Annotated in this window: 13 protein-coding genes and 1 pseudogene; 10 read left to right on the top strand and 4 right to left on the bottom strand. The window is 71.0% G+C overall.

Annotated features, from left to right (window positions below; translation table 11 throughout):
- Window positions 1-123: 123 nt before the first annotated feature.
- From ACH4SP_RS33620 to ACH4SP_RS33610, 3 genes are all read left to right on the top strand, one after another.
- Window positions 124-1,149, top strand: coding sequence for an adenosine deaminase (locus ACH4SP_RS33620; RefSeq protein WP_398420623.1), 1,026 nt, complete (start codon window positions 124-126; stop codon window positions 1,147-1,149).
- Window positions 1,150-1,264: 115 nt separating this feature from the next.
- Window positions 1,265-1,984, top strand: coding sequence for a glycerophosphodiester phosphodiesterase (locus ACH4SP_RS33615; RefSeq protein WP_398420621.1), 720 nt, complete (start codon window positions 1,265-1,267; stop codon window positions 1,982-1,984).
- 60 nt (window positions 1,985-2,044) lie between these two features.
- Window positions 2,045-2,815, top strand: coding sequence for an SAM-dependent methyltransferase (locus tag ACH4SP_RS33610; RefSeq protein WP_398420620.1), 771 nt, complete (start codon window positions 2,045-2,047; stop codon window positions 2,813-2,815).
- 36 nt (window positions 2,816-2,851) lie between these two features.
- On the opposite strand, the gene ACH4SP_RS33605 is transcribed toward ACH4SP_RS33610, so the two are convergent.
- The 3 genes from ACH4SP_RS33605 to ACH4SP_RS33595 all read right to left on the bottom strand — a co-directional run bounded on the left by ACH4SP_RS33605 (window position 2,852) and on the right by ACH4SP_RS33595 (window position 6,224).
- Entirely contained in the window at window positions 2,852-3,388 is a 537-nt protein-coding gene (locus ACH4SP_RS33605) for a hypothetical protein (RefSeq protein ID WP_398420618.1), read from the bottom strand.
- Window positions 3,389-3,504: 116 nt separating this feature from the next.
- Window positions 3,505-4,710: a spermidine/putrescine ABC transporter substrate-binding protein gene (locus tag ACH4SP_RS33600; protein ID WP_398420616.1), complete on the bottom strand. Its 1,206-nt coding sequence runs from the start codon at window positions 4,708-4,710 to the stop codon at window positions 3,505-3,507.
- A gap of 74 nt (window positions 4,711-4,784) precedes the next feature.
- Window positions 4,785-6,224 carry a gamma-aminobutyraldehyde dehydrogenase gene (locus tag ACH4SP_RS33595; RefSeq protein ID WP_398420614.1) on the bottom strand — a complete coding sequence of 480 codons (1,440 nt, stop codon included), beginning with the start codon at window positions 6,222-6,224 and terminating at the stop codon, window positions 4,785-4,787.
- A 177-nt stretch (window positions 6,225-6,401) separates the two neighbouring features.
- Here ACH4SP_RS33595 and ACH4SP_RS33590 point away from each other — a divergent pair, with 177 nt between their 5' ends.
- From ACH4SP_RS33590 to ACH4SP_RS33560, 7 genes are all read left to right on the top strand, one after another.
- Window positions 6,402-6,893 carry an Lrp/AsnC family transcriptional regulator gene (locus tag ACH4SP_RS33590; protein WP_362416383.1) on the top strand — a complete coding sequence of 164 codons (492 nt, stop codon included), beginning with the start codon at window positions 6,402-6,404 and terminating at the stop codon, window positions 6,891-6,893.
- A complete protein-coding gene (locus ACH4SP_RS33585) occupies window positions 6,878-8,281 on the top strand; it encodes an aspartate aminotransferase family protein (RefSeq protein WP_398420612.1) in 1,404 nt (467 codons plus the stop codon). Before ACH4SP_RS33590 ends, ACH4SP_RS33585 begins: the two co-directional genes overlap by 16 nt.
- Before the next feature lie 222 nt (window positions 8,282-8,503).
- Window positions 8,504-9,241 (top strand): ABC transporter ATP-binding protein, encoded by a 738-nt coding sequence (locus tag ACH4SP_RS33580; RefSeq protein WP_398420800.1) that lies wholly within the window; start codon window positions 8,504-8,506, stop codon window positions 9,239-9,241.
- On the top strand, window positions 9,223-10,440 hold the full coding sequence (locus ACH4SP_RS33575; RefSeq protein ID WP_398420609.1) for a hypothetical protein: 1,218 nt from the start codon (window positions 9,223-9,225) through the stop codon (window positions 10,438-10,440). Before ACH4SP_RS33580 ends, ACH4SP_RS33575 begins: the two co-directional genes overlap by 19 nt.
- Window positions 10,441-10,528: 88 nt before the next feature.
- On the top strand, window positions 10,529-11,671 hold the full coding sequence (locus ACH4SP_RS33570) for an LOG family protein (protein WP_398420607.1): 1,143 nt from the start codon (window positions 10,529-10,531) through the stop codon (window positions 11,669-11,671).
- A gap of 33 nt (window positions 11,672-11,704) precedes the next feature.
- Window positions 11,705-12,079: a VOC family protein gene (locus ACH4SP_RS33565; protein ID WP_398420606.1), complete on the top strand. Its 375-nt coding sequence runs from the start codon at window positions 11,705-11,707 to the stop codon at window positions 12,077-12,079.
- Between the two features lie 110 nt (window positions 12,080-12,189).
- Entirely contained in the window at window positions 12,190-13,113 is a 924-nt protein-coding gene (locus ACH4SP_RS33560) for a hypothetical protein (protein WP_398420604.1), read from the top strand.
- 129 nt (window positions 13,114-13,242) lie between these two features.
- Here the strand turns inward: ACH4SP_RS33560 and ACH4SP_RS33555 are convergent.
- Window positions 13,243-13,845 (bottom strand): annotated as a pseudogene (locus ACH4SP_RS33555) (glycosyltransferase 87 family protein); the annotation flags it as partial.
- Between the last annotated feature and the right edge of the window lie 27 nt (window positions 13,846-13,872).

Genomic DNA, 13,872 nt, shown 5'->3' with positions numbered 1-13,872 from the left:
GGCCCTCCCCCATCGTGGTTCCCCGTCAGCTTACGGCGTACCCCACATGGCCCAGCGCCCCGCCTACGATGATCCCGAGTCAGTCACACGCCACCCGGCGTACACCCGCATCAGGAGGATCCGATGTCAGACCTGCGCCCCTTCATCGCGGGCCTGCCCAAGGCAGAGCTGCACGTCCACCACGTCGGATCCGCCTCGCCCCGCATCGTCGCCGAGCTGGCCGCCCGGCACCCGGACTCCAAGGTGCCCTCCGACCCGGAAGCGCTCGCCGAGTTCTTCACGTTCACGGACTTCGCGCACTTCATCGACGTGTACCTGTCCGTCGTGGACGTGATCCGCACGCCCGAGGACGTCCGTCTCCTCACCTTCGAGGTGGCCCGGGACATGGCCCGGCAGAACATCCGGTACGCCGAGCTGACCGTCACCCCCTTCAGCTCGACCCGCCGCAACATCCCGGCCGATGCCTTCATGGCCGCCATCGAGGACGCCCGCAAGGCCGCCGAGTCCGAGCTGGGCGTCGTCCTGCGCTGGTGCTTCGACATCCCCGGCGAGGCCGGTCTGGAGTCGGCCGAGGAGACGGTTCGTCTCGCCCTGGAGCACCGTCCGGAGGGCCTCGTGTCGTTCGGTCTCGGCGGTCCCGAGATCGGTGTGCCGCGCCCGCAGTTCAAGCCGTACTTCGACCGGGCGATCGAGGCCGGCCTGCACTCCGTCCCGCACGCCGGTGAGACGACGGGCCCGGAGACCATCTGGTCCGCGCTGACCGACCTGCGCGCCGAGCGCATCGGCCACGGCACCAGCGCCGTCCAGGACCCGAAGCTCCTCGCGCACCTGGCCGAGCACCGGATCCCGCTCGAGGTCTGCCCGACCTCGAACATCGCGACCCGCGCCGTCGCCGACCTCGACGAGCACCCGATCAAGGAGATGGTCGCGGCGGGCTGCCTGGTCACGATCAACAGCGACGACCCGCCGATGTTCGGCACCGACCTCAACAACGAGTACGCGGTCGCGGCCCGCCTCCTCGACCTGGACGAGCAGGGCGTGGCCGACCTCGCGAAGAACGCCGTCGAGGCGTCCTTCCTCGACCCGGCGGGCAAGGCGCGACTGGCCGCCGAGATCGACGCCTACACGGCGGAGTGGCTCGCCCGCTGAGGACCCCGCACCGACCTCGGCGGCACTCGCTGAGGACCCGCGCCGACCGGGGCGGCGCCCCGGCCGACGCGGCACTCACTGAGCGGCGCCCGGCCCCCTCACCAAGAATGACCCCATGAGCACCGACAGCCACACCGCCGTCGTCCATGCCGTGGGTCATCGCGGCGACCCGTACCGCTTCCGCGAGAACACGCTCGCCTCGATCCGCTCGGCGCTGGCCCTCGGCGCCGACGCGGTCGAGGTGGACGTGCGGCTGACCCGCGACAACGTCCCGGTGCTGCTGCACGACGAGACGCTGAAGCGGCTCTGGGGCCACGACCGCTGGCTCGTCGACCTCACCAAGGCGGAGGTCGACGAGCTGACCGGGCACGGCGTGCCGACCCTGCGCGAGGCGGTCCTCGCGGTCGGCGCGCGCCGCCTGATGATCGACCTCCCGGGTGCGTACGACGCCGGGGTGCGCACGGTGGTGGGCACCGTCCACGAGGCGGGCGCGAGCGAGCGCACGTACTACTGCGGCGGCCCGACCGCCATGCTGCGCGTACGGGCCGCGGACCCGCAGGCCGAGACCGCCCTCACCTGGAAGTCCTGTGCCCCGCCCCGTCCCGAGCTCCTGGCCGCGATCGGCCCGCGCTGGCTCAACCACCGCTTCGGCCTCGTCGACCGCACGCTCACCGCGTACGCCCACCGGCAGGGTCTGCTGGTCTCCGCGTGGACCCCGGACACCGCGCGCAGCATGCACCGCCTGCTCGCCGCGGGCGTGGACGCGATCACCACCAACCGTCTCGACCTGCTCGCGAAGACCGTCGCCAAGTACCGCGGCGAACAGCGGAGTTGACCTTTCCGGCATGATTGCCCCTCGTCACCCCCGTACCGGAGGAGAGAGAGGGAGCCACGGATGCCCGAAGCAATACGCACCGACATCGCCCACAACGCCCGGGTCTGGAACTACTGGCTCGGCGGCAAGGACCACTACCCCGTGGACACGGCGGTGGGCGAGCAGGTCACGTCCTTCTACCCGAGCATCGGCGAAGTCGCCCGCGCCGACCGGCTGTTCCTCGGCCGCGCGGTGTCGTACCTGGCGGGCGAGGCGGGGCTGCGCCAGTTCCTGGACGTCGGCACCGGGCTCCCCACCGCCGACAACACCCACCAGGTCGCCCAGCGCATCGCCCCCGACGCCCGGATCGTGTACGTCGACAACGACCCGGTCGTCCTGGCCCACGCCCGCGCCCTGCTGACCGGCACCCCCGAGGGCCGCACCGCGTACATCGACGCGGACGCCCACGACCCGGACAGGATCCTCCGGGAGGCGGGTCTGACCCTGGACCTGGACCGCCCGGTGGCGCTGATGCTGCTGGGCATCCTCAACTTCGTGGCGGACACGGCCGAGGCCCGGGAGATCGTACGCACCCTCCTGGACGCCCTCCCGGCCGGCAGCCATCTCGCGCTCACCCACCCGACCCTGGAGCTGGGCGGCGAGGGCAACAAGGCCGCGATGGCGTTCTGGAACGAGAACGCGACGCCGCCGATCACCGCCCGCACCGGCGCCGAGTTCGCCTCGTTCCTCGACGGTCTTGAGGTCCTGGAGCCGGGGATCGTGTCGTGCGCGCAGTGGCGCGGCGAGGGCCCGTCCGTGGCCCAGTTCGGCGCGGTGGCCGTCAAGCGGTAGTCGGGACGGCGCAGTCGGCCGCCCTCGCGCCCGGCACTACCTCAGCGACGCGAGCGCCGGTCCCGACACCGCGACCGGCGCCGTCAGCGCCTCCAGCCGCTTGATCCTCCGCCGCACGATCGCCAGCGGGATCACCCCGAACACCCCGAAGGCCATGTCGATCAGCGACCAGCCGAAGGGAATCCCCCGGATCGGCCCGCAGATCAGGGCGAGCGGAATGATCCCGGCACAGGCGATCATCCCGAACTCGACGACCCAGATGTTCCGGACCGGGTCGCGGTACGGCCCGTAGAAGGCGACCGCGATCACCAGGTGGGCGAAGGCGAGCCAGTCCGTCCCGTACAGCACGAACGGGTACTTCGCCTCGGTGGCGACGAGCCCCTCCCGGCAGCGCTCGACCCACTCCATGAAGCCGGGCATGACATCGGGCAGCGGGGACGACTTCAGTGCGCCGGTCAGCCAGTCGAGCTCCGTGACGAGCGGGAAGGCGGTCAGCCCGCTCAGGACGAGGCACACGATGAAGAAGATCAACCACATACGGATGCGCCTCAGATGGGCGGCGGGCTCGTTCATGTCCGCAGCGTACGAGGGCCTTTACCCGAGCTTTACAGGTCCCCCGCATTCATGGCCGGATGCGTACGGGAGAGACTGGTGGTTTGGCCGCCGCACCGCGTACGCCCGTGCGCGCCCTACAGCCCCACGATGCCGTTCCATGTCTTCGCGAACTCCAGCCGCTCCTCCGCGGTGATGTCGCGCGCGATGACGAGCCGCTTGCGGACTTCGCCGTCGGGGAAGATCAGCGGGTCCTCGGCCAGTTCGGCGGTCTCCTCGTCCTTGGACGAGGCGATGATGTCGCGGGCGGCCGGCACCGGGCAGACGTAGTTGACCCAGGTGGCGAGTTCGGCGGCGATCTCGGGGTCGTAGTAGTGGTCGATCAGCTTCTCGGCGTTGCGCTTGTGCTTGGCGAGGTTGGGGATCATCAGCGACTCGGCCCAGAGCTCCGCGCCCTCCTCCGGCACCACGAACTCGATGTCCGGGTTGTCCGCCTGGAGCTGGATGATGTCGCCCGAGTACGCCTGGCAGGCCAGCACGTCGCCCGAGGCCAGGTCCTTGACGTAGTCGTTGCCGGTGAAGCGACGGATGTGCTTGGCCTTGACCAGCTTCTCGACCTGGTCGCACATCTTGTGGAAGTCGTCCGCGGTCCACCGGGTGACGTCCGCGCCGAGGCCCTGCATCAGCAGCGAGAAGCTCTCGTCGAGGCCGGACAGGAGCGTGACCCTGCCCTTGAGTTCGGGGCGCCACAGGTCCGAGGTGTGCTTGATCTCGCGGCCGAGCTTCTTGCGGTTGTACGCGATGCCGGTGATGCCGGACTGCCAGGGCACGGTGTGCAGCCGGCCGTTGTCGAAGGCGGGGGTGCGCAGCTGCGGGTCCAGGTACTTCGCCACGTTCGGCTGCTTGGCGCGGTCCATCTCCTGGACCCAGCCCAGGCGCACGAAGCGGGCGGCCATCCAGTCGCTCATGACGATCAGGTCGCGGCCGGTCTCCTGGTGGTTCATCAGCGCCGGGCTGACCTTGCCGAAGAACTCGTCGTTGTCGTTGATCTCCTCGGTGTACTTGACGGAGATCCCGGTCCGCTTGGTGAACTCGTCCAGCGTCGGCCGCTTGGACTTGTCCTCGTCGTCGGTGTCGATGTAGAGCGGCCAGTTGGCGAACTGGAGGTTCCGGTCCCGGTCGGAGGAGTCCGTGCCCGCCCGGTCGCCCGGCTTGACGTACGCGGCGGGGACGCCGCACCCGGTGAGCGCGGCGAGCGCACCCGTCGTACCGATTCCGTACCCGATACCGCGGAGCACCGTACGGCGCGAGAGACGACGCGAAACGCGACCAAGATCACCCATGGACCCCACCCTTTCGGAACGCACGAGGGGCGGGCAATAGACAGTCTGCCTACCGCCCGCCCCGGATCCTTGGCTCAGCCGTCGAGCGACGTCATGACGTGCTTGATGCGGGTGTAGTCCTCGAAGCCGTACGCCGAGAGGTCCTTGCCGTAGCCGGACTGCTTGAATCCGCCGTGCGGCATCTCCGCGACGAGCGGGATGTGGGTGTTGATCCACACACAGCCGAAGTCGAGGTTCTTGGACATGCGCATGGCGCGCGCGTGGTCCTTGGTCCAGACGGAGGAGGCGAGGGCGTACTCGACGCCGTTGGCCCACTCCAGGGCCTGGGCCTCGTCGGTGAAGGACTGGACGGTGATGACGGGGCCGAAGACCTCGTTCTGGATGATCTCGTCGTCCTGCTTGAGGCCGGAGACGACGGTCGGGGCGTAGAAGTAGCCCTTGTCGCCGACCCGGTGGCCGCCCGCCTCGACCTTGGCGTGGGCGGGCAGCCGGTCGACGAAGCCCGACACCTGCTTCAGCTGGTTGGCGTTGTTGAGCGGCCCGTAGAGCACGTCCTCGTCGTCCGGCAGGCCGGTCTTCGTGTCGGCGGCCGCCTTGGCGAGCGCGGTCACGAACTCGTCGTGGATCGACTCCTGCACGAGCACCCGGGTGGCCGCCGTACAGTCCTGGCCCGCGTTGAAGAAGCCCGCCACCGAGATGTCCTCGACGGCCTTGGCGATGTCGGTGTCCTCGAACACGACGACCGGCGCCTTGCCGCCCAGCTCCAGGTGGACCCGCTTGAGGTCCTTGGACGCGGACTCGGCGACCTGCATGCCGGCCCGTACGGAACCGGTGATGGAGGCCATCGCGGGGGTCTTGTGCTCGACCATCGCGCGACCGGTGTCGCGGTCGCCGCAGACGACGTTGAAGACGCCCTTGGGGACGATGCCACCGATGATCTCGGCGATCAGGACCGTCGAGGCGGGGGTCGTGTCGGACGGCTTCAGCACGACCGTGTTGCCCGCGGCGAGCGCCGGGGCGAACTTCCACACGGCCATCATCATCGGGTAGTTCCACGGCGCGACCTGCGCGCAGACGCCGACCGGCTCACGGCGGACGATGGAGGTCAGACCCTCCATGTACTCGCCGGCGCTGCGGCCTTCGAGCAGCCGCGCCGCACCCGCGAAGAAGCGGATCTGGTCGACCATGGGCGGGACTTCCTCGGTGCGGGTCAGGCCGAGGGGCTTGCCGCAGTTCTCCGACTCGGCGGCGATCAGCTCCTCCGCGCGCTCCTCGAAGGCGTCCGCGATCTTCAGCAGCGCCTTCTGGCGCTCGGCGGGCGTCAGGTCGCGCCAGGCGGGGAACGCCTCGGCTGCGGCGGTCATCGCGGCGTCGACGTCCTCCTGGCCGGAGAGCGGCGCGGTCGCGTACGCCTCGCCCGTCACCGGATTGATCACCTCGGTGGTCCGCCCGTCGGCGGCGTCCCGGAACTCCCCGGCGATGTAGTTGCGCAGACGGCGCAGCTCGGTGGTCACGGCCACTCTCCCTTGTCGATGTCCGGTGGGTGAGACACCCACATTAGTCAGTGGAGCGACGCTTTCGACATACCTCCCCGTTGAGAACTTCGGATTCAGTTAAATCATGCCCCTCACACAACGAAATTCATCGGTCTGCTCTTGCGGGACGGGCGATACGTGATGCACAGTGGCCCCGTGGTCAGTCGTAGCGCAGAACCCAGGCCGGGCAGCGGAAGCTCCCCGGCGATCGATGCCGTCTCCCTGGCGATCATCGAACAGCTCCAGGAGGACGGCCGCCGTCCGTACGCCGCCATCGGCAAGGCGGTCGGTCTCTCCGAGGCCGCCGTACGCCAGCGCGTTCAGAAACTGCTCGACCAGGGCGTCATGCAGATCGTCGCCGTCACGGACCCGCTCACCGTGGGATTCCGCCGGCAGGCGATGGTCGGCATCAACGTGGAGGGCGACCTCGATCCGGTCGCGGACGCACTCACCGAGATGGCGGAGGTCGAGTACGTCGTGGTCACGGCGGGCTCCTTCGACCTGCTCGCGGAGATCGTGTGCGAGGACGACGACCACCTCCTGGAGATGATCAACCGACGCATCCGGACCCTCCCCGGAGTGCGCTCCACCGAGAGCTTCGTCTACCTCAAGCTCAAGAAGCAGACCTATATGTGGGGAACCCGATAGCCGTGAGTGCCACCAGCAACCCTGCCGCCGGCAAGGACCTCTCGAAGACCGCGTACGACCACCTGTGGATGCACTTCACCCGCATGTCGTCGTACGAGAACGCCCCCGTGCCGACCATCGTGCGCGGCGAGGGGACGTACATCTTCGACGACAAGGGCAAGCGCTACATCGACGGCCTCTCCGGCCTGTTCGTGGTGAACGCCGGGCACGGCCGCCACGAGCTCGCGGAGACCGCGTACAAGCAGGCCCAGGAACTGGCCTTCTTCCCGATCTGGTCGTACGCCCACCCGAAGGCCGTCGAGCTGGCCGAGCGGCTCGCGCACTACGCGCCGGGCGACCTGAACAAGGTCTTCTTCACGACGGGCGGCGGCGAGGCCGTCGAGACCGCGTGGAAGCTCGCCAAGCAGTACTGGAAGCTGCGCGGCCACCACACCAAGTACAAGGTCATCTCGCGTGCGGTCGCCTACCACGGCACCCCGCAGGGCGCCCTGTCCATCACCGGTCTGCCCGCGCTCAAGGCCCCGTTCGAGCCGCTCGTACCGGGCGCGCACAAGGTGCCGAACACCAACATCTACCGCGCCCCGATCCACGGCGACGATCCGGAGGCCTTCGGCCGCTGGGCCGCCGACCAGATCGAGCAGGAGATCCTCTTCGAGGGCCCGGACACCGTCGCCGCGGTCTTCCTGGAGCCGGTGCAGAACGCGGGCGGCTGCTTCCCGCCGCCGCCCGGGTACTTCCAGCGGGTCCGCGAGATCTGCGACAAGTACGACGTGCTGCTGGTCTCGGACGAGGTCATCTGCGCCTTCGGCCGCCTCGGCACGATGTTCGCGTGCGACAAGTTCGACTACGTACCGGACATGATCACCTGCGCCAAGGGCATGACCTCGGGCTACTCCCCGATCGGCGCCTGCATCGTCTCGGACAGGATCGCCGAGCCGTTCTACGCGGGTGACAACACCTTCCTGCACGGCTACACCTTCGGCGGCCACCCGGTCTCCGCGGCGGTCGGCCTCGCCAACCTCGACATCTTCGAGCGCGAGGGCCTCAACCAGCACGTCCTGGACAACGAGGACGCGTTCTTCCAGACGCTCCGCAAGCTCCACGACCTGCCGATCGTCGGCGACGTCCGCGGCAACGGCTTCTTCTACGGCATCGAGCTGGTGAAGGACAAGGCCACCAAGGAGACCTTCACCGACGAGGAGACCGAGCGCGTCCTGTACGGCTTCCTCTCCAAGGCGCTGTACGAGAACGGCCTGTACTGCCGGGCCGACGACCGCGGCGACCCGGTCGTGCAGCTGGCCCCGCCGCTGATCTCCACCCAGGAGACCTTCGACGAGATCGAGTCCATCCTGCGGGCGGTCCTCACGGAGGCCTGGACCAAGCTCTGACCCCTGAGATCATCCGCTGATCCCCGGCTGCGGCCCGGATGCGTCCGTTCGAGTGAGAACGTCCGCCTCCGGGCCGTACGTCTGCCGTGCCGACGCGCCCCTCGCACGGCGAATCCCTACGGTGCCCAGTGACGAAACGGCTCTCTCTTTCGTTCCCCCGCAAGGGGGAACGGAAATCTGATCCGACACCCATCCTGGAAAACCGTGAACGAGGTGTACGCCATGGTGGTCCCGACGGACAACGCCCCGCCGGACAACGACGTCCTCTGGGCCCGCTCCCTGCACCACACCCACGGCGGTTCCCCCGCGCTCAGCGGCGTCTCGCTCGGTGTCCGCGAGGGCGAGATCCTCGCCGTGACGGGCCCGCGCGGCAGCGGCAAGACGACCCTCCTCGGCTGCCTCTCGGGCCAACTGGTCCCGGACGAAGGCGAGGTGTGGTTCAACAGCGTCCCCGTGCACACCATGGGCGCACTGTCCAGGGAGCGGCTGCGCCGGGACCGGTTCGCCTGGATCGCCCCCGAGCCCGGCCTCGTACCGGAGCTCACCGCCTGGGAGAACGCGGCCCTCCCCCTGCTGCTGCGCGGCGAGGGGCACCGCACGGCGAAGTCGACGGCCATGGACTGGCTGGAGCGGCTCGACATCGCCGCCGTCGCCCGCAGGCGCCCGGCCGCGCTCCTGCAGTCGCAGCGCCAGCGCATCGCGATCGCCCGCGCCCTGGCCACCAGCCCCACGGTCCTGTTCGCCGACGAGCCGACGGCTCCGCTGCACCGCACGGACAGCGCGCAGGTGCTGCGCACGCTCACCACGGCGGCCCGCTCGCACCGCATCACCGTCGTCCTCGCCACGCACAACCCGGACGTCGCCACGCTCGCGGACCGCACGGTGGCCCTCCTCGACGGCCGCCGCGTCAGCCCCGGGCAGCTCGCGGAAGGGCGGGCGGCGTGCTCGCTCTCCGTCTAGCCCGCGGCAGCCACCCGCTCGTACTGCTGCGCCGTCTGCTGGTCGCGGCGGCCTCGGCCGGCGTCGGATTCCTCCTGCTGTGCACCCTCGGCCACGCCCTCGGGCACCCGTCGCCGGCCGCCCCCTCCCTGCTCCGTCTCCTGTGGTGCCTGGTCCCGCTCGCCGCGACCGTGCAGTTCGCGGTCGCCGTGGCGCGCACGGACCCCAGCACCCGGCCGCGCACCGGCCTGTCCGCGGTGGGCCTGGGACCGGCCAGGATGGCCGCGACGGCGGCGGCCTCGACGGCCCTGTCCTGCACTCTCGGCTCCATGCTGGCCCTGCTCTTCTTCCTGCACCTGCGCGGCGACCTGACCGGGCTGCCGTTCGACGGCGCGGCCACCGAACTCCTCGCCGCCGACCGCCCGTTGCCCCTGCCCGCGGTCCTGATCCTGCTCTCCGTGGTACCGCTCACCGCGGCGACGGCGAGCGCCCTGACCCTGCGCCCGCGCACCGGCACGAAGCCCGGCGCGCACGGCACACCGCCCCCGCACCCCACCTCCCCCGGCGCTCCGCCCTCCCCGCTCCCCTCGGCCCCTCCCACCGGACTCCCCTGGGGCGTCGCCCTGACCGCCGTCGGCCTCGCGGTGGAGACGTACGCGAGCCGGGGCGGCGGCACCGGCGGGGCGCTCCCCCTCCCCGGCCACCCGGACATCGCCCCGGCGGGCGTCCTCGCGGGCTGGTCGCTGACCGCGCTGGGCCTGGCGCTGGCGGGCCCCGGCCTGGTCCATCTCTGCGGCCTCCTCCTCCAGGCCGTACGCCCCGGGGCGGTACGCCTCCTGGCGGGCCGCGCGCTCCAGGGCGAGGCCCACCGCATCGGCCGCCCGCTCGGCGTGGTCTGCGCGACGGCCTCAGGACTGATCGCGGCGGCCAGCCTGTACGTCCCCGGCACCGGACCCGGCCCGGACCCCGCGTCCTCCTTCGGCCCGCTCACCGGCCTGGGCGCCGTCCTGGTCCTGGCCTGCACCACCGCGACGCTCCTCACCGTCGCCCTGGAGACGAAGCAGGCCCGCGCCGAAACCACCCGGGCGCTCCTCCGCCAGGGCGCCGCCTGCAAGACCCTCCGCGCGGCCGCGGCCACCCGGGCCCTGGCCCTCCTCGCCCTCTTCGCCCCTCTGACCTGGGCGGTAGCCACCCTGGCCGCGACCCCCCTGGCCGCCTGACGCCATCCCACGGCCGTTCCACCGCCCCGGACCGCCGCTCCACCGCCCCCGGACGGGCCCCGCTCCGCCCGCCGCCTACGATGGCCCCGTGCCCCAACACCCGGACCACGACCACGAGATCGAGACCCTGGCCGAGTTCGACCGGACGGTCTCCGCCGGCCCGCTCACCGGCTACCGCCTGCAGTCCCTCGACCTGACGGCCCGTACGGAAGCCCTGCTGGCCACCGACACCGCCGCCTCGGTCTTCCTCGGCTGCCCGATGACGGACAAGGCCGCCGACAAGGTCAGGGCGGACGGCGCGCTCGTCTTCCCACCGGTCCCCGGCCTCCCCTTCGACCCGTACCGGGGGCTGCTCTACACCCCGGACTCCCTCTTCGACGGCCTGGCCGACGGCGGATACGAGGCGACTCCCGACGCGCTCGCCTACGCCTGGTTCCAGCGCACCAAGTCCGACGGCGACATATTCGCCTCGATGCTGCGCTCGATCCACGACGACGCGATCTCCGACGCCCTCGACGAACACCTCGTCGGACACCTCGCCGGCGCACCGGTCGTGGGCGTCATGGGCGGCCACGCCATGGCCCGGGGCACCGAGGCCTACGCGGGCGCGGCGCTCCTCGGCCGCACGCTCGCCCGCGAGGGCCTGACGGTCGCCACCGGCGGCGGCCCCGGCGCGATGGAGGCCGCGAACCTCGGCGCGTACGCGGCCCCGCACCCGGACCCCATGCTGGACGAGGCCCTCGAAATCCTCGGCAAGGCCCCCTCCTTCACCCCGTCCATCACCGACTGGGCCGCGGCCGCCTTCGCCGTACGGTCCCGGTGGCCGGACGGCGGGGACTCGGTCGGCATCCCCACCTGGTTCTACGGCCACGAGCCGCCGAACGCCTTCGCCGCGCACATCGCCAAGTACTTCGCCAACGCCACCCGCGAGGACGGCCTGCTGGCCCGCTCCACCGCGGGCGTCGTCTTCCTCCCGGGCGCGGCCGGCACCGTCCAGGAGATCTTCGACAACGCGACCCCGAACTACTACGAGTCGCGCGGCGAGCCCACCCCCATGGTGCTGGTCGACCGCACCCACTGGACCGAACGCCTCCCGGCCTGGCCCCTGCTCCAGTCCCTCGCCAGGGACCGCGCGATGGAACTCCGTATCGCACTGGTCGACTCGGTCGGCGAAGCGCCGGAAGCACTGGCCAGGCTCCGCTCGACCCGGACCACCGCCGAAATCCGCTAGTCCCAGGGCCTCCGCACGGTCATAGTGACGGCCATGGCATCTCTCGTACGACACATCACCATCGACTGCGCCAACGCCTACGAGCTCGGCAGCTTCTGGGCGGCGGTGCTCGAATCACCGCTGGCGGACGACGACTTCCCCGGTGACCCCGAGGCCCTGGTGAACGCACCGGGCGTCGGGGTCCTGTTCATCCAGGTCCCCGAGGCCAAGACGGTCAAGAACCGCGTCCACCTCGACCTCCAGCCGCAGGACCGCACCCGCGACGAGGAAGTGGCGCGGGTCCTGGAGCTCGGCGCCACCCTGGTGGCCGACCACCGCAAGCCCGACGGCACCGGCTGGGCCCTCCTCGCGGACCCCGAGGGCAACGAATTCTGTGTGGAGCGCAGCGCCGCCGAGCGCAAGGGCTGATCGCCCCGGCACGATCCGCCGCACATGCGGGCGCGTCAGAAGCAACGTTCAGGGCCATTCTCACGTCTGGTAGTCGGACAACGACGAACAATCCCTGAACGGAGCTTTTGGTGCTCATCGGCCTCATCACCGCCATTCTGGCGTCGGTCTGCTACGGCACGGGCTCGGTCCTGCAAGCCGTCGGATCACGGAAGTCGGCCCGCCGGGAGGCGGCAGCCGCCTCCACCACCGGTGTCACCCAGCATGGAGGACCCAGCCTGTCCTCCACCTACAAGGCGGCGATGACCTGGGAATTCATCGTCGGCACCATCCTCGACTTCGTCGGCTTCGCGCTCGGTGCGCTGGCCGCGCGGATGCTCCCCCTCTTCCTGTCCCAGACCGTGATCAGCGCCAACCTGGTGATCACGGCGGTGCTGAGCGTCAAGATGCTCGGCATCAAGCTGACCCGCAAGGAGTGGACGTCGATCGCGGTCGTCTGCGGTTCGCTGGTGCTGCTGGCGACGGCGGCGGGCCACGAGGGCGGCGGGCACACCGAGATGGCGACCCACTGGTGGCTGCTGGCGATCTCGGTGGTGCTGATGGTCGGCGGCACCGTGGCCGTACGTCTGATGGGCTCGGGTGCCGCGATCCTCGCCGGTCTCCTCTCGGGCCTCGGCTTCGGCGCACTCGGCGTGGGCGTACGCATCCTGAACGGCGTGGACCCCTACGACCTGGGGACGCTCCTCACCGACCCTGCCCTGTACGCCATCCTGGTCGCCGGCGTCGGCGGCATGTACCTGCACACGGTGGCCCTGCAGATCGGCTCGGTCAACGGCGCCACCGCCGCCCTGGTGGTCGGCGAGACCGTGCTGCCCGGACTCATCGGCGTGGTCTGGCTGGGCGACGCCTCGCGCCCCGGTTTCGCCTGGGTCGCGGTGACCGGCTTCGTCCTGGCCGTGGCGGGAGCGGTCGCCGTCGCCTGGTACGGCAAGCACGAGGGCGAAACGGGAGCGGCGGCCGACGAGCCTCTGCACCTGGTGGACACGCCCCGCTAGCGGGCTCCCCAGTACGCCGAGCAGCACCAGCGGATAGACGACGTAGCCGAACCGGCTGGCCGGCATGAGGGCCATGGCGAGAGCCAGCCCGCCCGCCAGCCGTACGGCCGCCGCACGGGTCGTACGCGGCGGCCGCACGACCAGCGACACCCCGACGAGGAGTGCGCCGAGCACCAGCAGCACCATGGCCGCGACCTTCCCGCCCGGCACGTACGCCGCGAGCAGATGCCCCGGCAGCGGGCTGGCCGCCGGTGACTCGACCCCGCTCAGCCCCAGCGGGAACGCGACCACATTGCGGTGGAACGCCCCCGGTCCTGCCAGCGCCACCGGCACCACGAGCGCCCCCGCGACACCGACCGCGAGCACGGCGCACCGCACCGCCGCCCGCCTCCCCACGCTCACCGCCAGCAGCGCCAGTACCACCGGCACCGCGGGCCACGCGGTCCACTTCAACGCGGCCGCCACCCCGAGCACCAGCCCGGCGCACCCGGCCCTGCCCCGTCCCGCCAGCGCGACCCCGAGGCACATCAGCCCCACCACCGGCAGGTCGATCCCGCCGACGGCGAGCGGCAGCGCCACGAGCGGACAGGCCAGGACCCACGGCGCCGCCGCACGCCGCGAGGCCACCAGCAGCGCGCCCAGGAATCCGGCCGCCATCCACCACCTGGCATCGCCCAGCGCCGCCAACGGCCCTTCCCCGAACAGCACATGGGGCAGTCCGAAGAGCGCCATGCCCGGCAGATAGGGATTGAAGTCCGC

It is taken from the genome of Streptomyces sp. NPDC021093, from assembly GCF_044333135.1.
Lineage (GTDB): Bacteria > Actinomycetota > Actinomycetes > Streptomycetales > Streptomycetaceae > Streptomyces.
This window is presented reverse-complemented; position numbering and strand designations above follow the sequence as displayed.